Annotated in this window: 21 protein-coding genes; 10 read left to right on the top strand and 11 right to left on the bottom strand. The window is 73.0% G+C overall.

Going from position 1 to position 21,758, the window contains the following annotated elements:
* Positions 1–4 precede the first annotated feature (4 nt).
* Positions 5–1,201: a lytic murein transglycosylase gene (locus M446_RS00205; RefSeq protein ID WP_012330047.1), complete on the bottom strand. Its 1,197-nt coding sequence runs from the start codon at positions 1,199–1,201 to the stop codon at positions 5–7.
* A 97-nt stretch (positions 1,202–1,298) separates the two neighbouring features.
* On the bottom strand, positions 1,299–1,901 hold the full coding sequence (gene leuD / locus M446_RS00200) for a 3-isopropylmalate dehydratase small subunit (RefSeq protein WP_012330046.1): 603 nt from the start codon (positions 1,899–1,901) through the stop codon (positions 1,299–1,301).
* A gap of 280 nt (positions 1,902–2,181) precedes the next feature.
* Between leuD and M446_RS00195 the strand changes: the two genes are divergently transcribed.
* Positions 2,182–3,291 carry a helix-turn-helix transcriptional regulator gene (locus tag M446_RS00195; protein WP_012330045.1) on the top strand — a complete coding sequence of 370 codons (1,110 nt, stop codon included), beginning with the start codon at positions 2,182–2,184 and terminating at the stop codon, positions 3,289–3,291.
* A 213-nt stretch (positions 3,292–3,504) separates the two neighbouring features.
* Here M446_RS00195 and M446_RS00190 read toward each other — a convergent pair whose 3' ends face one another.
* Positions 3,505–3,900, bottom strand: a complete 396-nt coding sequence (locus M446_RS00190) for a DoxX family protein (protein ID WP_012330044.1) — start codon at positions 3,898–3,900, stop codon at positions 3,505–3,507.
* Positions 3,901–4,018: 118 nt separating this feature from the next.
* Positions 4,019–5,314 (bottom strand): crotonyl-CoA carboxylase/reductase, encoded by a 1,296-nt coding sequence (gene ccrA / locus M446_RS00185; protein WP_012330043.1) that lies wholly within the window; start codon positions 5,312–5,314, stop codon positions 4,019–4,021.
* Positions 5,315–5,599: 285 nt separating this feature from the next.
* On the opposite strand from ccrA, the gene M446_RS00180 reads away from it, so the two are divergent.
* The 3 genes from M446_RS00180 (at position 5,600) to M446_RS00170 (ending at position 9,802) form a co-directional block, all read left to right on the top strand.
* Entirely contained in the window at positions 5,600–7,627 is a 2,028-nt protein-coding gene (locus M446_RS00180) for a protein meaA (RefSeq protein ID WP_012330042.1), read from the top strand.
* Between the two features lie 182 nt (positions 7,628–7,809).
* A complete protein-coding gene (locus M446_RS00175; RefSeq protein ID WP_012330041.1) occupies positions 7,810–8,814 on the top strand; it encodes a glycosyl transferase in 1,005 nt (334 codons plus the stop codon).
* Positions 8,815–8,845: 31 nt separating this feature from the next.
* On the top strand, positions 8,846–9,802 hold the full coding sequence (locus M446_RS00170; protein ID WP_012330040.1) for an NAD-dependent epimerase/dehydratase family protein: 957 nt from the start codon (positions 8,846–8,848) through the stop codon (positions 9,800–9,802).
* 114 nt (positions 9,803–9,916) lie between these two features.
* On the opposite strand, the gene M446_RS00165 is transcribed toward M446_RS00170, so the two are convergent.
* The 6 genes from M446_RS00165 to M446_RS36610 form a co-directional block, all read right to left on the bottom strand.
* Positions 9,917–10,567: an NYN domain-containing protein gene (locus M446_RS00165; protein WP_012330039.1), complete on the bottom strand. Its 651-nt coding sequence runs from the start codon at positions 10,565–10,567 to the stop codon at positions 9,917–9,919.
* A 189-nt stretch (positions 10,568–10,756) separates the two neighbouring features.
* Positions 10,757–11,347, bottom strand: coding sequence for an orotate phosphoribosyltransferase (pyrE, locus tag M446_RS00160; protein WP_012330038.1), 591 nt, complete (start codon positions 11,345–11,347; stop codon positions 10,757–10,759).
* A 59-nt stretch (positions 11,348–11,406) separates the two neighbouring features.
* Entirely contained in the window at positions 11,407–13,608 is a 2,202-nt protein-coding gene (locus tag M446_RS00155; protein WP_012330037.1) for a RelA/SpoT family protein, read from the bottom strand.
* Between the two features lie 228 nt (positions 13,609–13,836).
* A complete protein-coding gene (gene rpoZ, locus M446_RS00150) occupies positions 13,837–14,250 on the bottom strand; it encodes a DNA-directed RNA polymerase subunit omega (protein ID WP_012330036.1) in 414 nt (137 codons plus the stop codon).
* 134 nt (positions 14,251–14,384) lie between these two features.
* Positions 14,385–15,578, bottom strand: a complete 1,194-nt coding sequence (locus tag M446_RS00145) for a caspase family protein (RefSeq protein WP_012330035.1) — start codon at positions 15,576–15,578, stop codon at positions 14,385–14,387.
* Positions 15,579–15,691: 113 nt separating this feature from the next.
* Positions 15,692–15,901, bottom strand: a complete 210-nt coding sequence (locus M446_RS36610) for a hypothetical protein (protein WP_150108554.1) — start codon at positions 15,899–15,901, stop codon at positions 15,692–15,694.
* Positions 15,902–16,308: 407 nt separating this feature from the next.
* On the opposite strand from M446_RS36610, the gene M446_RS00140 reads away from it, so the two are divergent.
* The 4 genes from M446_RS00140 to hemW all read left to right on the top strand — a co-directional run bounded on the left by M446_RS00140 (position 16,309) and on the right by hemW (position 18,727).
* Positions 16,309–16,728, top strand: a complete 420-nt coding sequence (locus M446_RS00140; RefSeq protein ID WP_012330033.1) for an acyl-CoA thioesterase — start codon at positions 16,309–16,311, stop codon at positions 16,726–16,728.
* 75 nt (positions 16,729–16,803) lie between these two features.
* On the top strand, positions 16,804–17,058 hold the full coding sequence (locus tag M446_RS00135) for a hypothetical protein (protein ID WP_012330032.1): 255 nt from the start codon (positions 16,804–16,806) through the stop codon (positions 17,056–17,058).
* A complete protein-coding gene (locus M446_RS00130) occupies positions 17,055–17,369 on the top strand; it encodes a YkgJ family cysteine cluster protein (protein WP_012330031.1) in 315 nt (104 codons plus the stop codon). Before M446_RS00135 ends, M446_RS00130 begins: the two co-directional genes overlap by 4 nt.
* Before the next feature lie 194 nt (positions 17,370–17,563).
* Positions 17,564–18,727: a radical SAM family heme chaperone HemW gene (gene hemW, locus M446_RS00125; RefSeq protein ID WP_026190972.1), complete on the top strand. Its 1,164-nt coding sequence runs from the start codon at positions 17,564–17,566 to the stop codon at positions 18,725–18,727.
* A gap of 67 nt (positions 18,728–18,794) precedes the next feature.
* Here hemW and M446_RS00120 read toward each other — a convergent pair whose 3' ends face one another.
* Positions 18,795–20,009, bottom strand: a complete 1,215-nt coding sequence (locus M446_RS00120) for a penicillin-binding protein activator (protein WP_012330029.1) — start codon at positions 20,007–20,009, stop codon at positions 18,795–18,797.
* 253 nt (positions 20,010–20,262) lie between these two features.
* Here M446_RS00120 and rsmI point away from each other — a divergent pair, with 253 nt between their 5' ends.
* Both rsmI and M446_RS00110 read left to right on the top strand, forming a co-directional pair.
* The gene (gene rsmI / locus M446_RS00115; RefSeq protein ID WP_026190974.1) at positions 20,263–21,216 is read left to right on the top strand and encodes a 16S rRNA (cytidine(1402)-2'-O)-methyltransferase; all 954 of its coding nucleotides are present in this window, start codon (positions 20,263–20,265) and stop codon (positions 21,214–21,216) included.
* The gene (locus M446_RS00110; RefSeq protein WP_012330027.1) at positions 21,203–21,604 is read left to right on the top strand and encodes a YraN family protein; all 402 of its coding nucleotides are present in this window, start codon (positions 21,203–21,205) and stop codon (positions 21,602–21,604) included. Before rsmI ends, M446_RS00110 begins: the two co-directional genes overlap by 14 nt.
* Positions 21,605–21,758 lie beyond the last annotated feature (154 nt).

The following is a 21,758-nucleotide window of genomic DNA, read 5'->3' as shown; positions in this document are numbered from 1 at the left end:
CCGCTCAGCCGCGGCGGAGCGCCTCCAGCACCTTCGCGCCGGGACGGCCGGTCTGCGGCCAGCCGAGCTGACGCTCGATGTCCTTGATCGCGTCGCGGGTCTTGGCGCCGACCCGGCCGTCCGGCTCGCCGACGTCGTAGCCGCGCGAGGCGAGGGCGCTCTGCAGGGTCCGGCGCTCCGCCCGCGACAGGGGCGGGTCGTCGGTCGGCCACGCGGTCTGGATGCCGGCCCGGCCGCGCAGCCGGTCGGACAGCACCGCGATGGCGAGACCGTAGGATTCGGCCGCGTTGTAGGAGTAGATCGCGTCGAAGTTCCGGGTCACCAGGAAGGCCGGGCCGTCGACCCCGGCCGGGGCGATGATGCCGGCCGGACCCTCGCCGGAGAGCGGGCGCCCGTCGACCCGGGCGACCCCGAGGCTCGCCCAGTGCGCGATCGGCCGCTTGTTCTTGCGCCCGGCGGCGGCGACGCTGAAGCCCCGCGGCAGCCGCACCTCGTAGCCCCAGGGCAGGCCGTTCTGCCACTTGGCGGCGCGCAGGAAATTGGCCGTCGAGCCGACCGCGTCCGCCACCGAATCGACCACGTCGCGCCGCCCGTCCCCGTCGAGGTCGACGGCGAGGCGCTGGTAGGTCGAGGGCATGAACTGCGTCTGCCCGAAAGCCCCGGCCCAGGAGCCGGTCAGCCGGTCCGGCGCGATGTCGCCGCGGTCGATGATCTTCAGGGTCGCCATCAGCTCGCCGCGGAAGTAGCCGGCGCGCCGGTTCGGGCTGCAGGCCAGGGTCGCGAGCGACTGGATCAGCGGCATCTTGCCGAGGTTCTTGCCGAAATTGGACTCGACGCCCCAGACCGCCGCGATCGTGTAGCGGTCCACGTGGAAGCGCGCCTCGGCCTCGGCCAGGGCGGCGGCGTGCTGGCGCATGGCGGCGCGGCCGTCCTCGACGCGCTCGTCGTCCACGAGGGCCGCCATGTAGTCCCAGATCGGCGTCTTGAACTCTGGCTGGGCCTGGGAGAGTTCGATGACCTTGTCGTCGTAGACGATGCCGGCGGTGGCGGCCTGGAAGGCGGCCGGCGAGATGCCCCTGCCCCCCGCCTCCTGGCCGAGGCCGGCGAGGCAGGAGCGGAAATCGGCCCGCGCCGCGCCGGGCAGCGCGAAGCCGCCCAGGCACAGCAGGGTCGCGGCCGTCAGGCGCAGGCGAAGCGTCATCGGGAAAGAACTCCGTGGACCGGGATCCAAGCACCCGAATAGGGCAGGATGAGGGTTAACGAAGTCCTGCCGGCCGCGCGCGGCCCCGTGGCGCGCCTCAGGCCCAGGGGCGGTCCGCCAGCGCCCGCTCGTAGGCCTCGATCGCGGGCGCCTTCTCGAGGGTGAGGCCGATCTCGTCGAGCCCGTTCAGCAGCGTGTGCTTGCGGGCGGGATCGATGTCGAAGTGGAGCACCCCGCCGTCCGGCCCGCGGATCTCCTGCCGCTCCAGGTCCACGGTCAGGGTCGCGTTGGCGCCGCGCTCCGCGTCGTCGAACAGCTTCTCCAGGTCCTCGGGCGCCACGGTGATCAGCAGGATGCCGTTCTTGGCGCTGTTGTTGAAGAAGATGTCGGCGAAGCTGGTCGAGACGATGCAGCGTATGCCGAAATCCGCGAGCGCCCACGGGGCGTGCTCGCGCGAGGAGCCGCAGCCGAAATTATCGCCCACCACCAGGATCTTGGCGTTGCGATAGGCGGGCTGGTTGAGAACGAAGTCCGGGTTCTCCGAGCCGTCGTCCCGGTAGCGCATCTCCGAGAACAGGCCCTTGCCGAGGCCGGTGCGCTTGATGGTCTTGAGATACTGCTTGGGGATGATGCGGTCGGTGTCGACGTTGACGATCCGCAGCGGCGCCGCGACGCCTTCGAGAACGGTGAACTTTTCCATGATGCGAGCTTTCCGGCGGCCCCGGGGGCGGCCCATCGGGCGCTTGTAGCAAGCCGGCGGGGCGCCGCAAAGGCCGCGCCCGCGCGGCTGCGGGCACCGGCGTCCCGCGAATGGCGGATGCCGCGCGGCCGCGCTTCGGCCAAACCGGGGCGAGGGCGCGGCCCGGTCCCCGGCGCGGCACCGACGGCCGTGCCTCGCCGGGGCGTGATCCCCCGTTGCGGCTTGTCATCATAGGAATATATGCTCAAGCTGAGCAGAGCAGGCGCGGAACCGGATCGTGATGACAGATGTTCGCGACGATCGTCTGGCTGACGCGATCGATCTGTTCTACGAGGCGGCGCTGAACCCGGAGCGCTGGCCGGCGGTGCTGGAGGCCTACGGGCGCGCCGTCGGCGCGGACGGCGCCGTGATGCTGCCCGGGCCGGCGGCGCCGCTCGCGGCCTCGGTGTCGGAGGACATGGCCGAGGTAGTGGAGGCGGGGGTCCGGGACGGCTGGCTCGCCGAGAACCCGCGGATCGCGCGCGGCATCCAGGCCCTGAAGGATCCGCGCGGCGTGATCACCGAGTCCCAGATCTTCACGCCGCGGGAACTCGACCACATCCCGTTCAACGCGGATTACGTGGGACGCCACGGCTACCGCTGGTTCGCGGGCCTCTACATGGTGGCGGAGGGGGAGCGCAGCGTCATCCTGTCGGCGGAGCGCCGCCGCGAGCGCGAGATGTTCTCGCACCGGGAGATCGCGCAGATCCGGCGGGCGGTGCCGCACCTGCAGCGGGCCGGGCAGATCGCCCTGCGGATCGCCGAGGCGCGGGCCGGCGCCGCGCTCGACGCCTTCGAGACCCTCCGCTGCGGCGGCCTGCTGCTCGACGCGAGCGGCACGGTGCTGCGGATGAACGCCCACGCCGAGCGGCAGCTCGGCCGCGGCATCGCCGTCGTGAAGGGGGCGCTGCTCGCCCAGGATCGGGCGGCGAACGCCGCCCTCGGCCGCCTGATCGCGAGCGCGATCCGCGCCGGCCGGCCGCACGAGGGGGCGGCCGAGGGGCCGGTGGCGGTGCCGCGGCCCGAGGGCCCGCCCCTGATCCTGCACGCGGCCCCGCTCGCCGGGGCGGCGCAGGACCTGTTCCAGCGCGCCCGCGCGGTGATCCTGGTGGTCGATTCCGCGGCGGGCGGGCGCCCGGGCGAGGCCCTGCTGCGGCAGGCCTTCGGGCTCACGGCCGCGGAGGCGCGCCTCGCCCGCGACCTCGCCGAGGGGGGCGAACTCGCGGCGGTCGCGGCGGCGCACGGCATCACGATCGCCACCGCGCGCTCGCAGCTCAAGGCCGTCTTCGCCAAGACACGCACCCACCGCCAGCCGGAACTCGTCGCGCTGCTGGGGCGGATGCGGCTGTGATCCGGGATCCACTTGATCGAAGCGGATCCCGGATCACGCGCCTGCGCGGCGTCTGAGCGCAGACGACATCCGCCGTCCCGAAGGGATCAAGCGGATCGGGTATGATCCGACATCCGACGGATTGCGTCGCCATGCGGATGCCGGCGTCGCTCACGCGCCGCGCGGGCGACGCGCCGCGGAGCGCGGGACCGATGGCAGCCCCTCGACCGCGCGTCAGGCGCCCGCGCGATGGCGGGCCGCGTCCAGGCTGAGCGGCCCCGGCCCGGCGAAGACGAGGTAGAGGAAGACGAAGCAGTAGAGGATGGCCGCGTCGCCGCCGTTGAGGGTCGGGAAGAAGCTGCGCGGCGCGTGCCCGATGAAGTAGGCGAAGGCCATCTCGCCCGACAGGATGAAGGCGACCGGCCGGGTGAGGAGGCCGAGGGCGAGGTGCGCGCCGCCCACGAGTTCGAGGATGCCGGCGATCCCGGGAAGGGTGGTCAGGCCGGGCGGGTTCGGGTGGGGCGGGAAGCCCAGCACCTTCTGGGTGCCGTGGGCCATGAAGATCAGCGCCGCCATGATGCGCAGGACGCTGAGCATGACGGGGGCGTAGCGGTCGAGGGTGGCGCGCATCGCGAACTCCGGCGGGCCCTCCGGAGGAGGCCGGGGGCAACGACGCCCTTAGCCCGGCGGCGACGAGACGCTCAAGCCCGACGCCCCGGCCCGGGCGCGCCCGGGCCGGGTTCGCGCCTCAGCGCGAGCCGGAGAGTTCCAGCACGTCGTCGAAGGTGCGCAGGCCCGCCTTCTGGGCGTTCACCAGCACCGCCATGTTGCCGGGCGCGTGCTGGTTGCGCCACATCTTGGTATGGGCGTGCGGGATCTTGTCCCACGGGAACAGCTCGCTCATGCACGGATCCACCCGCCGGTCGATCACGAACTGGTTCGCGGCCGCCGCCTGCTTGAGGTGCGCGAAGTGCGAGCCCTGGATCCGCTTCTGGCGCATCCAGACGTAGCGCGCGTCGAAGGTGATGTTGAAGCCGGTCGTCCCGGCGCAGAACACCACCATGCCGCCGCGCTTCACCACCAGCGACGACACCGGGAACGTCGCCTCGCCCGGATGCTCGAACACGATGTCGACGTCGTTGCCCTTGCCGGTGATGTCCCAGATCGCCTTGCCGAACTTGCGCGCCTCCTTCAGCCACTCCGTGTACTCGGCAGAGTTGACCTTCGGGAGCTGACCCCAGCACTTAAAGTCCTTGCGGTTGATCACCCCCTTCGCGCCGAGGCTCATGACGTAGTCGCGCTTCGACTCGTCCGAGATCACCGCGATCGCGTTGGCCCCCGAGGCCGCGCAGAGCTGCACCCCGAACACGCCGAGCCCGCCCGAGGCGCCCCAGATCAGCACGTTCTGGCCGGGCCTCACCGTGTGCGGCGCGTGGCCGAACAGCATCCGGTAGGCGGTCGCGAGGGTGAGCGTGTAGCAGGCGCTCTCCTCCCAGGTCAGGTGCTGGGGCCGCCGCATCAGCTGGCGCGACTGCACCCGGCAGAACTGCCCGAAGGAGCCGTCCGGGGTCTCGTAGCCCCAGATCCGCTGCGACGGCGAGAACATCGGGTCGCCGCCATTGCACTCCTCGTCGTCCCCGTCGTCCTGGTTGCAGTGGACGATGACCTCGTCGCCGACCTTCCAGCGCTTCACCTTGGCGCCGACCGCCCAGACGATGCCGGACGCGTCCGAGCCGGCCACGTGGAAGGGGGCCTTGTGGACGTCGAAGGGCGAGATCGGCTCGCCGAGGCCCGCCCAGACGCCGTTGTAGTTGACGCCCGCGGCCATCACGAGGACCAGCACCTCGTCGTCGCCGATGGTCCAGGTCGGGACGACCTCGACCTGCATGGAATCCTCGGGCGGGCCGTGCCGCTCCCGGCGGATCGCCCAGGCGTACATCCTGGACGGCACATGGCCGAGCGGCGGGATCTCGCCGATCTCGTAGAGGTCCTTCAGCTGCCCCGATCCCCCGGGGATCGGCCGCACCGCAGCGCCCGCACCCATTGCGGACCCTCCCTTCAGATATTGCACTGCACCGATCCTAGCGACGATCAGGACGGGGTCAAATAGACCAAAAGCAGGGCAGACGGACGCCGAAAACGCAGGCAATCCGCTTCCCGCGCCGGCGCCGCGCGGGCGGTCGGCGCACCGCTTGCTTGCGCTGACGCGCGGTCGGGCCCGTGCGGCCGGCGCGAGCGACGCGCGCGGGGGCGTGACGGCCCCCCGCGGGCTTGTCTACGATGCGGCGCCCCGGACGGGGCTCGGACGGAAGCGAGGGGCGAGGGCGCCATGGGCGAACAGGCGACGAGGACGGCGCAGCGCGACAAGCCGTGGATCATCCGCACCTATGCGGGCCACTCGACCGCGGCGGATTCGAACGCGCTCTACCGGAAGAACCTCGCCAAGGGGCAGACCGGCCTGTCGGTGGCCTTCGACCTGCCGACCCAGACCGGCTACGACCCCGACCACGAACTCGCCCGCGGCGAGGTCGGCAAGGTCGGCGTCTCGATCGCGCATCTCGGCGACATGCGGACCCTGTTCCGCGACATCCCGCTCGCCCAGATGAACACGTCGATGACCATCAACGCGACGGCGCCCTGGCTGCTCGCGCTCTACCTCGCGGTCGCGGAGGAGCAGGGTGCGCCGATCGCGGCCCTGCAGGGCACGACGCAGAACGACATCATCAAGGAGTACCTCTCGCGCGGCACCTACGTGTTCCCGCCGGCCCCGAGCCTTCGGCTCACCAAGGACGTGATCCTGTTCACGACCAAGCACGTGCCGAAGTGGAACCCGATGAACGTCTGCTCCTACCACCTGCAGGAGGCGGGCGCGACGCCGGTCCAGGAACTCTCCTACGCGCTGGCCATCGCCATCGCGGTGCTCGACACCGTGCGGGCGGATCCGGATTTCGACGAGGCGAGCTTCGAGGAGGTGGTCGGGCGCATCTCGTTCTTCGTGAATGCGGGCCTGCGCTTCATCACCGAGATCTGCAAGATGCGGGCGTTCAGCGATCTCTGGGACGAGATCACCCGCGACCGCTACGGCATCAAGGACCCGAAGAAGCGGATCTTCCGCTACGGCGTGCAGGTCAACTCCCTCGGCCTCACCGAGCAGCAGCCGGAGAACAACGTCCACCGGATCCTGATCGAGATGCTGGCGGTGACGCTCTCGAAGCGCGCCCGCGCCCGCGCCGTGCAGCTGCCGGCCTGGAACGAGGCGCTCGGCCTGCCGCGGCCCTGGGACCAGCAATGGTCGATGCGCATGCAGCAGATCCTCGCCTACGAGACCGACCTGCTCGAATTCGACGACATCTTCGACGGCTCGCGGGTGATCGACGCCAAGGTCGAGGAGCTGAAGGCCCGGACCCGGGCCGAGCTGGAGCGGATCGGGGCGCTCGGCGGCGCGGTTGCGGCGGTGGAGACCGGCGCCCTGAAGCGGGCGCTGGTCGAGTCGAACGCGCAGCGCATCGCCGCCATCGAGCGCGGCGAGCAGGTCGTGGTCGGCGTCAACCGCTTCGAGACCGGCGAGCCCTCGCCGCTCACCGCCGGGGACGGGGCGATCTTCACGGTCTCCGAGACGGTCGAGATGGAGGCGCAGGGCCGCATCCGCGCCTGGCGGGCGGAGCGCGACGCGCAGGCGGTGGCGCGCGCCCTCGACGAGCTCGACGCGGCGGCCCGCTCGGGCGCCAACATCATGCCGGTCTCGATCGCCTGCGCCAAGGCGGGGGTGACGACGGGCGAGTGGGGCGCGCGCCTGCGCGCGGTCTTCGGGGAGTACCGGGCGCCCACCGGCGTCACGCCCGAGACCGTGACCTCGGGGGCGGCCGAGGAGGCGCGCCTGCTCATCGCCGATCTCGGCGAGCGGCTCGGCGAGACCCCCAAGCTGGTGGTCGGCAAGCCGGGCCTCGACGGCCACTCGAACGGGGCCGAGCAGATCGCGCTGCGCGCCCGCGACGTCGGCTTCGACGTCAGCTACGACGGCATCCGCCAGACCCCGGACGAGATCGTCGCCAAGGCCCGCGAGCGCGGCGCCCACGTCATCGGCCTGTCGATCCTCTCCGGCTCGCACGTGCCGCTGGTGCGCGAGGTGAAGGCGCGGCTGCGCCGCGAGGGGCTCGACCACGTCCCGGTCGTGGTGGGCGGCATCATCTCGCCGGAGGACGAGCTCGTCCTCAAGAACATGGGCGTGGCGGCGGTCTACACGCCGAAGGACTACGCCATCGACGCGATCATGGTCGGCCTCGCCAAGGTGGTCGAGCGCGCCCTCGCGGCGCGCGAGGCGCAGGGCCCGGTGCCGAACCGCGAGCAGGTGTTCTGATCCCGGCGGTCATGTCCCACGACCGCCGGTTCCGTTCTCGGATCGTCGTCAAGCCTTCGGCGTGGTGGCGGCGATCCGAGATGGTCAACGGCCCGACGCGCCGGCATCCCGGGGCGTCGGGATCAGGCCGCCTCGCCGGCGCGCTCTTTCCCTCGACCCGGCATCCCGCGTAGATCACCGGGATGCCGCTGCCCGCCCCCGTCACCGCCCTGCTCGTCGCCGCGCCCGGCGCGGCCGCCCTGATCCTGGCCCTGCGCCCGCTCCTGCGACGCTACGCCCTGGCGCGGCCGAATGCCCGCTCGAGCCACCGGGTGCCGACGCCGCAGGGCGGCGGCGTCGCGGTCATCGGGGCGGCGCTCCTGGTCGGGGCGGCCCTCTGGCCGCTGCCCGTCGGGCGCGAGGCCGCCTGCCTCGCCGCGGCGACGCTCGGACTCGCCCTGGTCGGGGCCGTGGACGACCTGCGCCCGCTGCCGGCGCTGCCGCGCCTCGCGCTCCAGGCCCTCGCGGTCGGAGCGCTGCTGGCGGCGACCCCCGTCCGGCTCTGGCCGGGGATCCCGGCCGGGCTCGAATGGGGCCTCTCGCTCCTCGCCGGGCTCTGGTTCGTCAACCTCGTGAACTTCATGGACGGGCTCGACTGGATGACCGTCGCGGAGGCGGTGCCGCTGCTCGCCGCGCTCCTCGCCTTCGGCGCCTGCGGAGTCCTGCCGCCGGAGGCCACCCTCGTCGCCGGCGCACTCCTCGGCGGGGTGCTCGGCTTCGCGCCGTTCAACCGGCCGGTGGCGCGGCTCTTCCTCGGCGACGTCGGCTCGCTGCCCCTCGGCCTCGTGATGGCGTGGCTGCTCTACCGGCTCGCCGCCGAGGGCGGCCTCGCCGCCGCGATCCTGCTGCCGCTCTACTTCCTCGCCGACGCGACCCTGACGCTGCTGCGGCGCCTGCGGCGCGGCGAGCCGGTCTGGCAGGCCCACCGCACGCATTTCTACCAGCGCGCCACGACGAACGGCTACGGCGTGCCGGAGGTGGTGGGGACCGTCTTCGGCCTCAACCTCGCCCTCGCGGGTCTCGCCGGGGCGACGCTGGCCTGGCCCTCCTGGCCGGCCGCCCTCTCGGCGCTGGCGGTCGCGGGCGGCCTCGTCGCCCTCGTGCTGCGCGCCTTCGCGACCCCGCGCGCCATCCCGGTGACCCCATGATCCCGGTGACCCATGAATTCTCGGTGACCCCATGACGGCTGCCCCGCTCATCGCGCTCACGGGCGCCACCGGCTTCATCGGCCGCCACCTCCTGCGCGACCTCACCGGCCGCGGCTACAGGGTCCGGGTGCTGCTGCGCCGGCCGGTCGCGCTGCCGCCCGGGGCGAGCGGGGCCGTGGTCGGGGACCTCGCCCGGCCGCAGAACATGGCGGCGGCGCTCGCGGGCGTCGACGCGGTGGTGCACTCGGCCGGCCTCGCCCACGCCATGTCGGGGGCGCCGGAGGACGATTACCGGACCTTCAACACCGAGGCGACGCGCGGCCTCGCCCAGGCCGCCGCCAAGGCGCGGGTGCGCCGCTTCGTGTTCCTGTCCTCGATCCGGGCGCAGTGCGGCCCCTCGGCGCCCGGGATCCTCACCGAGGCGGATGCGGCGGCCCCCACCGACGCCTACGGCCGCTCCAAGCTCGCCGCCGAGGAGGCCCTCGCCGCGGTCGAGATCGACTTCGCGGCCCTGCGCCCGGTCCTGGTCTACGGACCCGGGGTGAAGGGGAACATGGCCGCGCTCCTCGCCCTGGCGGCGCGGCCCGTCCCGCTGCCCCTCGGCGGCCTGCGCGGACGCCGCTCCCTGGTCTCGGTCGAGACGCTCGCGGACGCGGTCGAGGCGGTGCTGCGCGCCCCCGGTTCCCTGCGGCGGCCGCTCATCGTGGCCGAGCCGGACCCGCTCACCGTGCCGGAGATGCTGGCCGCGCTCAGGGCCGGGTTCGGCCGCCCGCCCGGGCTCATGCCGGTGCCGGCGCCGCTCGTCGCGGCGGCCCTGCGGCTCGCGGGCCGCGGCGAACTCGGCGAACGCCTCGCGGGCTCGCTCGTCGCCCGGGCGGAGGCGCTCGCCGGCCTCGGCTGGACGGCGCCGCGCGGCAGCCGGGAGGGCCTCACCGCGCTCGCCCGCGCGGTCGCGGGCGGGGAGGCGGCTCACACCACATCCGGTTGAGCGCTTCGCCCTCTCCGATTTCGGCAAAGCGGATGTCGGCGTCGCTCAGGCGCCGCGCTCAGGCGCCGCGCAGGCGCGTGATCCGGGATCCGCCTCGGTCAAGCGGATCCCGGATCACTCCTCGTCCGCCTCCTCCTCGTTCTGACGGATGCCGTAGCGCTGCTCCAGGCTGACCGGGGAGCGGGCGGGCCCGCGCTCCCCGCCCGCGTCGGGGTGGGGCCGCATCGGCCGAGTCGGCCGGTCGCTCTGGTCGCGGCCGATGCGCGGGATCAGGTGCACGATGTCGACGAAGTCGTCCGCCTGCCGGCGCAGGTCGTCCGACACCATCGGCGGCTGCGTCTGGATGGTCGAGACCACGGTCACGCGCACGCCCCGCCGCTGCATCGCGGCGACCAGGGGCTTGAAGTCGCCGTCGCCCGAGAACAGTACCATGTGGTCGATGTAGGGACTGAGCTCCAGGGCATCGATCGTCAGCTCGATGTCCATGTTGCCCTTGATCTTGCGCCGCCCGGTCGAATCGGTGAATTCCTTAGCCGGCTTCGTCACGACACGGTAACCGTTGTAGTCGAGCCAGTCGATCAGCGGCCGGATCGACGAGTATTCTTGATCTTCAATCAAAGCGGTATAGTAGAATGCCCGAATAAGATTCTCGCGGGACCGAAAGTCTGCGAGAAGCTTTCGATAGTCGATGTCGAAGCCGAGCGCCTTGGTGGTCGCGTAAACATTAGCGCCGTCGATGAAGAGGGCGCTGCGCTGATATGTCATTTGTTATTCCTGACCGCGCGGCGGGGCCGGCGGAAATGGCGGCGACGTCCGTGGATTCGGCGCGACATCGACAGATCGGATGATCGCGAAAACATCCGCCGCGTAGGGCGCGCCGGCCCGCGGCCTGCAATAGCGTTGAGGTAAGGAGTAGGGCCGCTCCGTGTCAAGCTGAGCTTGACGCGCGTCCAGTCAGCCCGGCGTCGTGGCGCGGCTGCCCGGCTTCACGGCCGGGATGGCGGCGAGGTCGGGCGGGAGTTGGTCGGCAGGATAGTTCGGGATGTCGAGGGTGGCGAGGGCGACGAGGGGGGCGCCGAGATCGGCGCGCCCGCCGGAGCGGTCGATCAGGCAGGCCGCGCCCACGACCTCGCCGGGCTGGTCCCTCAGCGCCGCGAGGCATTCCCGCGAGGACAGGCCGGTGGTGACGATGTCCTCGACCATGACGGCGCGGCTGCCGGCCGGGATGCTGAAGCCCCGCCGCAGCTGGAACGGCCCGCCCGGGTCGCGCTCGACGAAGATCGCCCGGGCGCCGAGGGCGCGGGCGGTCTCGTAGCCCGGCACGATTCCGCCGATCGCCGGGGAGACCACGAGGTCGACCGCGCCGTAGCGGTCGCGGATCACGGACGCGAGCCCGGCGCAGACCCGCGCGGTGCGCACGGGATCGCTGAAGATCGCCATCTTCTGCAGGAACACGGCGCTGTGGAGGCCCGACGAGAGGATGAAGTGGCCCTCGAGCAGGGCGCCGGCGGCGCGGAATTCCTCGAGCAGGTCGTCGGGCGTCATCGAGCGGGGTCCTCCGGTTCCGGGGCTTGTGGCAGGGGCGCGTTCGCGGTGCAACCGGGTCAGCCGTTGACCCGCTCGACCTTGCTGACCACGCGCTTGGCCCTCAGCTCGGAGATGATCGCGTTGAGGTGCTTGAGGTCCCAGACCGAGAGGTCGATCAGCACGTCAGTGAAGTCCTGGCTGCGCCGCTTCATCGAGATGTTGTCGATGTTGCCGTCGTGGTCGGCGATGACCTGGGCGATCTGCGCGAAGCTGCCGGGCTCGTTGATCGACTGGAGGGCGATGCGGGCCGGGAAGCGCTGGTGGGTGCCGCCGTCCACGTCCCAGCGCACGTCGAGCCAGCGGTCCGGCTCGTTGTCGAAATCGGCGAGCGCCGGGGACTGGATCGGGTAGATCGTCACCCCCTCGCCGGCGGTGAGGATGCCGACGATGCGGTCGCCCGGCACCGCGCCGCCCTCGGGCGCGAAGCGCACCGGCAGGTCGCGGTCGAGGCCGCGGATCGGGATCGCGTCCTCGCCGCCCTTGCCGGGCCAGGTCAGGCGCACGGTCTGGTCCTTGTCGAGGGAGAGGCGGCCGGCGCCGTTGACGTGGGGCCTCGGCGCGCTCGGGGCGGGCTGGCTGCGGCGCTCGTCCTTGTAGTCGGGATAGACCGCCTTCACGACGTCGCCCGAGAACATCTCGCCGCGTCCCACCGCCGCGAAGACGTCCTCGGCGGAGGTGCGGGCGAGGCGGGGGAGGGCGCCGCGCAGCTTCTCGTCGGAGAAATTCTTGCCCGCCCGCTCGAAGGCGCGGTCGAGGATCTGCCGCCCGAGCCCGGCATATTGCCGCCGCACCGCCGAGCGCGTCGCCCGCCGGATCGCCGCCCGGGCCTTGCCGGTCACGACGAGGGATTCCCAGGCCGCCGGCGGGGTCTGGCCGTCCGCCCGCACGATCTCGACCTCGTCGCCGTTCTGCAACTCGGTGAGGAGCGGAGCGATGCGGCCGTTGATCTTGGCGCCGACCGCGGCGTTGCCGAGCTCGGTGTGGACCGCGTAGGCGAAGTCGATCGGGGTCGCCCCGCGCGGCAGCGCGATCAGCCGGCCCTTCGGGGTGAAGCAGAAGACCTGGTCCTGGAAGAGCTCGAGCTTGGTGTGCTCCAGGAACTCCTCCGGGCTGTCGCCCTCGGCGAGGAGCTCGATGGTGCGGCGCAGCCACTGGTAGGCGCCGCTCTCGGTGGCGAGGTGGGGCGAGCCGTCCTTGTAGAGCGCGTGCGCGGCGATGCCGTACTCCGCCACCTCCTCCATCTCGGCGGTGCGGATCTGCAGCTCGACGCGCTGGCTCTTCGGCCCGATCACCGTGGTGTGGATCGAGCGGTAATCGTTCTGCTTCGGGGTCGAGATGTAGTCCTTGTAGCGGCCCGGCACCATCGGCCAGGTCGTGTGCACGACCCCGAGCGCCCGGTAGCAGGTATCGACCGAATCGACGATGACCCGGAAGCCGAAGATGTCGGACAATTGCTCGAAGGCGACTGACTTGCGCTCCATCTTGCTCCAGATGGAGTAGGGGCGCTTCTGCCGGCCCTTGACCTTGGCGACGATGCCCTTGGCGGCGAGCCTCTGGACGAGATCGCGCTCGATGCTCTCGACGAGGCGCTCGGACTTGGCGGTCAGGTCGTCGAGCCGGCGGCTGATCGTGGCGTAGACATCCGGCTTGAGGTTGCGGAAGGAGAGGTCCTCCAGCTCCTCGCGCAGCTCCTGCATGCCCATCCGGCTCGCCAGCGGCGCGTAGATGTCGAGCGTCTCCTGGGCGATGCGGACGCGCTTCTCCGGCGGCATGTGCTGCAGGGTGCGCATGTTGTGCAGCCGGTCGGCCAGCTTGACGAGCAGCACGCGCACGTCCGCCGCGATGGCGAGCAGCAGCTTGCGGAAGTTCTCGCCCTGGGCCGCCTGCTTGGAGACGAGGTCGAGGCGCTTGATCTTGGTCAGGCCGTCGACGAGCGTGCCGATCTCGGGCGAGAAGGTGCGGTTGATCTCCTCCAGGGTGGCGGCCGTGTCCTCCACCGTGTCGTGCAGCACGGCGGCCACGATGGTGGCGTCGTCGACCCGCAGGTCCGTCAGGATCGCCGCCACTTCGAGCGGGTGGGCGAAGAACAGGTCGCCCGAGGCGCGCATCTGCGAGCCGTGCGCCCGCATCGCGTAAACGTAGGCCCGGTTGAGCATCGCCTCGTCGGCGGCGGGGTTGTAGGCCTTCACCCGCTCGACGAGTTCGTACTGGCGCATCATCCGCCGGTGGTCTCCTGACGCCCTGCCGCCCGACGCGGGCGGCGCGCCGTCGCACGAAGGCGGCCGCGCGGGCCTTGGCGACGAGGCTTGAGGGGATGTCCGACTATCGGGGGGAATCGCGCCCCGCGCCAGATCCTTCTCGTCGCAAGGGGGCGCGGCGGCCCTGCCCGGAACGCAGAAACCCGGCGCGAGGGCCGGGTTCCGCGGGTCCGTCCGGGATCGGAAGGGTCAGTCGCCCTCGTCCTCGGTCTCGGTCGGGGGCGCGAGGTTCTCGAGGCCCCGCAGCAGGTCCTCCTCGCTCATCCGGTCGAACTGGATGTCGTTGTCGTCGCCCGAGGCGGCCTGGGGCGCCACCGCGGCGGCGGCGGGCGAGCTCGACAGGAGCGGCACCGCCTCCGGCTCCGGCTCGTCGACCTCGACGTATTTCTGGAGCGAGTGGATCAGCTGCTCCTTGAGGTCGTCCGGCGTGATGGTCTCGTCGGCGATCTCGCGCAGGGCCACGACCGGGTTCTTGTCGCGGTCGCGGTCGACCGTGAGGGGCGCGCCGGACGAGAGCAGCCGGGCCCGATGGCCGGCGAGCAGGACGAGCTCGAACCGGTTCTCGACCTTGTCGATGCAATCTTCAACGGTGACGCGAGCCATGCGCGGCTCCTTCCTTCAGGCGAACGGCGGATCGGGGATGGGTCTCTCTACACGAGATGCCAATTTGCAACAAGCACCGGCCGCGGGGCGACGGGTGCGGGCCGGGCGCCCAAGGGGCCCAGGGCTCACGGGCTTCAGGGCGTCACGGGCGCCCGGCGGCAGCAGCCCACGTAATCGCCGTGGACCCAGCCCGTCTCGCCGCCGCGCAGGCGCACGTTGAGCCAGGCGCCCTGGCGCCCGAGCACCGTGAAGAGCGCGTCGGGGCCGAGCTTCATCAGGCGCACGCCCTCGCTGGCGCTCGGGCGGCTGCGCAGGGCGAGCCAGTTGTCGCCGGACGGGTCGAGCCGGATCGGGTGGCTGAACAGGCCGACCCGCATCTCGCGCGGCGGCTCCGGGGCGGGGGCCGGGAGGGCGACCCGCGGCGGGGCCGGCCCCGCGCTCGGGACCGGCGCCGGGAGGGGCGGGGGCGGCGCCGGCAGCGGGACCGGGGCGGGAGCCGGCCGCGGCGGCTCGGCCGGGGCCGGATCGCTCCCCGAGAGGCTGAGGAAGCGGGCGCCGCGGACCTCGTTGTAATAGGCCGGCACCTGCTTGTGCGGCACGGTCTCGGCGAGCCGCACCACCTCGTCCCGGACGGTCTCGCCGAGATCGATCAGGTTGACGCCCGGCCGCCGGATCTGCGCGACGAAGACCCGCGTGAAGACCGAGTTCGGGCTCGGATCCGACCCCGGCAGCCGGTCGAGGGCCTGCTGGCCGGCGCCCGCCGCGTAGAGGGAGAAGACGCCCTCCGCCGGCTCCGTCCGGACGAGGCCGCGGGTGAGGCCGACGCTGCGGGTCCCGCTGCGCGGGAAGGGGTTGTCCCGGCAGGCGTCGATCACCATCACGACCACCCGCGCGCCGCGCTCGCGCAGGGCCGCGCTCAGATCCGCCTCGGCGAGCGCGCGGTTGCGGGCGAGCAGCTCCTGGCCGGGCTCGATCGCCGGGATGTCGGAGGGGATCAGGTAGTTCGTGCCCTGGAGCGCGATGCCGTGACCGGCGAAGTAGAACAGGGCGGTGTCGCCGGGCTGGACCTGGTCGGCGAAGACCGAGAAGCGGCGCAGGAAAGTCTCCTGCGTCACCCCGGCGGTGAGCAGCGTGACCCGGAACCCGATCGATTCGAGGGCCGCCCCCACCGCCCTGGCATCGGCGACCGGACGCTCCAGGGCGGCGCCCGGCCCGAGATTCGGGTAGGTGTCGACCCCGACCACGAAGGCGAGCCGATCGGCCGCCGCGGCCTCCGAGCCGAGGAGCGCGCAGACCCACAGGACCAGCCAGACCCCGATCCGCCGCACAGATCCCTCCGGGTGACGCGATGCGCGCATCCCGGATTCCCTGCATTCGAACGTGGCGCGGCGCAAGCGCTGCGCAGGCCGGGCTCGCTGCGAATCGGGCTCGCGCCGGCCGCTCACTCCGCGAAGGACACGGCCGACATGCCCTCGTCGAACTCGAAAGTGCCCGAGAAGCCGCAACCGTCGGGCACGAGGCGCTTGCCCGACGTGTCGAGTTGGACGGAGCAGACCTGGCGATCCCGATACGCGTCGTCGATCAGGACGGCCCGCCGGCCGCGGTCCAATCTCCAGCGCGCGGCCCAATCCCATCCGTCGTCACCGTCCACCGTAATACCGTGCAATCGTCCGCGCGATCTGAAACACATCGTTAGTATGTTGACGAAGCGAGCCTTCGCGGGCAGGGACTGCTTGGTCCAACATTTCTTGAGATCTGATTTCAGCACGGTGTCGGAGGCATGGCCTTCCCATGGGAGAGCGAGGGAAAGGAGCGATAAGACGGAGGCGGCGCGCGTCGATTGCTCGGAGTGGCCTCGGGAGGGCGGCTTTCGCAGGGGAAGCGGGCCGAATCCGCACGGGGATTGGGGCGATTGCGTGATGGCGGGCCGACCGCAGACTCCCTCATCGGCAACCCGCTCGCGCGCGTCGGAGGGCGGCCGCGTGCGGATAAGGAGCCCGTTCGCCCGATCTTCGAGGTATCGTCCCGCGGGACCGCGAGTCCGGCAGGGAGAGCGACATGGCCGACACCGAGGACACCACGAACGGGCTTGCGCGCGGGGAGCTCACCGTGCGCACGATCGCGATGCCGGCCGACACCAACGCCAACGGGGACATCTTCGGCGGCTGGGTGATGTCGCAGATGGACCAGGCGGGGGGCATCGCCGGGGTCGAGCGGGCGCAGGGCCGCGTCGTCACCGTGGCGGTCGAGGCGATGAGCTTCATCCGGCCGGTGCGGGTCGGGGACGTGCTCTGCGTCTACACCCGCGTCGCCCATGTCGGCCGCACCTCGATGCGGATCCAGATCGAGGCCTGGGCCCGGCGCTTCCGCACGCAGCTGCGCGAGAAGGTGACGGAGGCGACCTTCACCTTCGTGGCGATCGACGACGAGGGGCGGCCGCGCCCGGTGCCGCCTGCGGCCAAGGCAGAGCGGCCATGACGCGGCGGTAGGGGACCTTTCAATGTTCCGCGCATTGATAGGGTCCGCCGCAGCACGCGGCTCCCGGAGCCGGGCATGTTCGAAATGTGGGTTGAGTCAATGCTCCTGGCCGTCGAGGCCCAGGGGGTGATCGCGCAGCGCCTCGTGAAGCTCGCGGCCTGCGACGCCGAGGCGGTGGCGGAATCGCACCAGATGGTGAGCGAGAAGGTGAGCGCCCTGATCGAGGCCACCGGCACGCTGCTGACCGGCGGCGGCATGGGGGCCGTGGTGGCGCGCTACCGCGAGCACGTCGCCGCCAACGCCCTGCGCCTCGCGCCGCCCGCGGAGTGAGCGACCCGACCTTCGCCTGCCAGGCCTGCGGCGCCTGCTGCGCCTACTCGGCCGAGTGGCCGCGCTTCTCGACCGAGGACGACGCGGCGCTGGCGGCGATCCCGGCCGCGTACGTGGACGACCCGGCCGGGCGCATGCGCTGCCTCGGCGACCGCTGCAGCGCCCTGGAGGGCCGGGTCGGCGTCGCGGTGCGCTGCCGCGTCTACGCGGTGCGCCCGGAGGTCTGCCGCACCTGCGAGCCGGGCGACCCGGAATGCCTGCTCGCCCGCCGCCGGCACGGCCTGCCGGTGCCGGCGGACCCGGCCTCCTGATCCGGGATCCGCTTGATCGAAGCGGATCCCGGATCACGGGCCTGCGCGGCGCCTGAGCGCGGCGCCTGAGCGACGCCGACATCCGCATGGCCGAAATCGGAGATGGCGAAGCCATCAACCGGAGGTCGGATGAGACCGGCGCCGCGGCGTCCTGAGGGCTTGTGCCGGGCGCGGCGCGGCGGCACATCCCCCGGATGATCGATCATCCGACCCGGGACGTCGGTTTCGGGGTCTACCTGCACTGGCCGTTCTGCGCGGCGAAGTGCCCGTACTGCGACTTCAACAGCCATGTCCGCCACGCGCCCCCCGACGAGGCGGCGTGGCGGGCGGCCTTCGCGCGCGAGATCGCCCACGCGGCCGCGCTGGCGCCCGGCCGCACGGTGACGAGCGTCTTCCTCGGGGGCGGCACGCCCTCGCTGATGCAGCCGGCGACCGTGGGGGCGCTCCTCGACGCGGTGGCGGCGGCCTGGACCGTGGCGCCCGGGGCCGAGATCACGCTCGAGGCCAACCCGACCAGCGTCGAGGCGGACCGCTTCCGCGGCTACCGGCTCGCCGGGGTCAACCGGGTCTCGCTCGGGGTGCAGGCGCTGGACGACGGGGCGCTCAGGCGGCTCGGGCGCCTGCACAGCGCGGCCGAGGCGCTCGCGGCGGTCGAGACCGCGTCGCGCCACTTCGCGCGCTTCTCCTTCGACCTGATCTACGCCCGGCCGGACCAGACGCCCGCCGCCTGGGCGGCGGAGCTGCGGCAGGCGATCGCGCGCGCGGCCGAGCACCTCTCGCTGTACCAGCTCACCATCGAGGAGGGGACGCCCTTCCACGGGCTCGCGGCCGCGGGCCGGCTCGTGCCGCCCGACGAGGACACGGCCCGGGCCCTGTTCGACGTGACGCAGGAGGTCTGCGGCGCGGCGGGGCTGCCGGCCTACGAGATCTCGAACCACGCCCGGCCCGGCGCCGAATCCCGCCACAACCTGCTCTACTGGCGCTACGGCGAATATGCGGGGATCGGTCCCGGCGCCCACGGCCGCCTCGTCCTGCCGGGGGGCCGCACCGGCACGGTGACGGAGCGGGCCCCTGAGGCGTGGCTCGCCCGGGTCGCGCGGGAGGGCCACGGCATCGTGCGGACCGAGGCGCTGACGCAAGCCGAGGAGGGGGACGAGTTCCTGGTGATGGGGCTGCGCCTCGCCGAGGGCATCGACCCGGCGCGGTTCGCGCGGCTGGCCGGCCGCCCCCTCGACCGGCGGCGGCTCGACGGGCTCCTCGCCGAGGATCTGGTGCGGGTGACGCAGGCGGGCCGGATCGCCGCCACCCCGAAGGGGGCCCCGGTCCTCAACGCCGTGGTGGCGGAACTGGCGGCGTGAGCGCGGGCGGCGGGACGGCCGCCGGTCGAGGGCGCGGGAGAGCGGTGCCGGGAGAACCTTGCCGCGCTCAGGTCCCGGACGGCCCGAGCGCCCGCGGCGCCGGGCTCACCACCGCGCTCGACCCGCCGCGGATCTCGAACACGGCGAGGGCCCGCTCGCTCGGCCCCTCGGCCTTGAAGCGGAAGGTGCCGTCGGTCCCCGCGAAGCCCGAGGGATTGGTGAGCGTCGTCTCGGCGAAGCGCTGCGACCCGTATTGCCGGTTCAGCGCCGCCGCGAGCGACACCGCATCGTAGGCCAGGGAAGCGACCCGGACCGGCTCGCCGCCGAACCGCGTCCGGTAGCGCTGGGCGAAATTCGCGTAGCCGCCGGGCTCCACCGCCGCGAACCAGCCGCCCTGCAGGGCCGGGATGGCGAAGACCCGCGGATCGTTCCAGATCGCGGTGCCCACCGGCTTCACCCGGGCCGGGTTGAAGCCCGCGCGGGTGAGGGCGCCGGCCGTGGCGGTCAGGCCCTCGGGCGTGTCGGGCAGGAACAGCACGTCCGCCTGCGCTCCCGGCCCGGTGACGAGCGGGGCGATTCGCGCCACCGCGGCGGCCGGGTTGCCGGCCGGGAAGCGCTCCAGCGCCACCACCCGGCCGCCCTTGCGGGCCACCGCCTCGCGGAACTGCGCCTCCACCACGTTGCCGTAGGTGGTCTCGGGGATCAGCGCCGCGAAGGAGCGCCGGCCCGCACCCGTCACCTCCTCGACCACCCGGTCGACCTCGGGCTGCGGCAGGAAGCTCAGCAGGTAGACCCCGCGCCCGGCGACGCTCACGTCGGTCGAGAAGGCCACCACCGGCTTGCCGGCCGCCCGCACCGCCCCGGCCGCGGCCTGGACGCTCCCGGCGAAGAGCGGGCCGATCACGATCTCGGCGCCCTCCGCCAGGGCCGACGCGGCGGCGTCGCGGGCCCCGTCGGGCGTGCCGCGGTCGTCCTTGACCAGGACCTTCAGGTCGGGATTCTGGAATTCCGCCACGGCGAGTTCCGCGGCGTTGCGCATCGCGGCGCCCGCCGCCGCGCCGGGCCCCGTGAGGGGCAGGATCAGCGCCACCGTGACGCTGCCCTGGCCGATCGCGGAGGCGTCGGGCGTGCCGGGGGCGGGCGCCGCCGGGGCGGTCGCCTCCGCGCCGGGCCGGGTCGCCACGACCGGGCTCACGCCGCTCCCGCCGCAGGCCGACAGGCCGAGGGCCAGCACCGCGCAGGCCGCGCGCCATCCAGGCCATCCCACGCGCAACGCCGCCATCACCCCGCTCCCCCGCTGCGGCCGCCCCGACGCCCGACGGATCACGCCCCGCTGCATAAAGTCTCCTCAGGAAAAGTAAACGGCAGGTCGCCGCGCCGCACTCCCCCTTCCGTCGGGGAAAAGCTTATGGTCTTCCGCGCCGCAATCATGCGACAACCGCGCCATGACCGATGACGCCACGACCGATCAGGCCACGACCGATCAGGCCATGTCCGATCCCGCGAAGTCCGATCCCGCCGCGACCGATGACGCCATGAGCGACCGCGCCGACGAGTCCGCCCGCCGCCCCGCCGCGCCCGGGCGCGGACCGGCCGTGTTCACCGCTTTCGGCCTCGCCGCCGAGGCCGAATCCCTCGCCCCGGGCCTGCACGTCGTCGCCACCCCGATCGGCAACCTGAAGGACGTGACCTTCCGGGCCCTCGCCACGCTCGCGGCGGCGCACGCGGTCCTGGCCGAGGACACCCGCGTCACCCGCACGCTGCTGGCGCATTACGGCATCACCACCCCGCTCCTGTCCTATCACGAGCATTCGGGCGAGAGCGTCCGCGAGCGGATGATCGCCCGCATGAAGGCCGGCGAGGCGCTGGCCCTGGTCTCGGACGCGGGCACGCCCCTCGTCTCCGACCCGGGCTTCAAGCTCGTCCAGGCGGCGATCGCCGAGGGGATCACGGTGACGCCGGTGCCCGGCCCCTCCGCGGCCCTCACCGCCCTGATGGCGGCGGGCCTGCCGACCGACCGCTTCTTCTTCGAGGGCTTCCTGCCCCAGAAGGCCGGAGCCCGGCGCACCCGCCTCGCGGCCCTGGCGGAGGTGCCCGGGACCCTCGTGCTGTTCGAATCCCCCCACCGCCTGCCCGAGATGCTGGCCGACGCGGCCGAGATCCTCGGGGGCGGGCGGGCGGCCGCGGTCGCGCGGGAACTCACCAAGCTGTTCGAGACCGTGCGCCGGGGCGAACTCGGCGGGCTCGCGGCGGAGTTCGCCGCCTCCGGCCCGCCGAAGGGCGAGGTGGTGGTCGTGATCGGGGCGGCGGTCGAGTCGGCGCCCGGGCCCGAGGCCGACGCCGACCTCGACGCGCGGCTCTCCGCCGCGCTCGCCCGCCACTCGATCAAGGACGCGGCCGCCCTCGTCGCCGACGAGACCGGCCTCAGGCGCCGGGACGTCTACGCCCGGGCGCTGGCGCTGGCCCGGCGCGGCGATGACCAGGGCTGAGGCCGGCCCGGCGCGGCGGGCGGCGCAGCGCCGCCGCGCGACCTACCTGCGCGGGCACGGGGCGGAGCGGCTCGCCCTCCTGGCCCTTCTCGTCAAGGGCTACCGGCCGCTCGCCCGGCGCTACAGCGCGGCGGGGGGCGAGATCGACCTCGTGGTGCGGCGGGGCGCGGTCGTCGCCTTCGTGGAGGTGAAGGCGCGGCCGACCCTCGACGAGGCCGCCGCCGCCATCGACGCGCGCAAGCGCCGCGCCTTCTCGCGGGCGGCGCGCGCCTGGATGGCCCGGAACCCGTGGAGCGCCGGGCTCACCCTGCGGGCGGACGCCGTCTTCGTCGCGCCGCGGCGCTGGCCGCGTCACCTCGTCTCGGCCTTCGCGTTGGAAATGTCCTGACGGCGGTTGGCAAGTGCGAAGCCGGCGTTCATCTTCCGTGCAGCGCAGCATGGGTAGCGTATGCTGCAGGAAGCAGCCGGAAGGGGGCGCCATGCGGAGTGGATTCGGCTGCGAGGCCTGCGGCAGCCCGGCCGTGCGATTTCCCGCCGTGCTG

This window comes from Methylobacterium sp. 4-46 (assembly GCF_000019365.1).
Taxonomy (GTDB): Bacteria; Pseudomonadota; Alphaproteobacteria; order Rhizobiales; family Beijerinckiaceae; genus Methylobacterium.
This window is presented reverse-complemented; position numbering and strand designations above follow the sequence as displayed.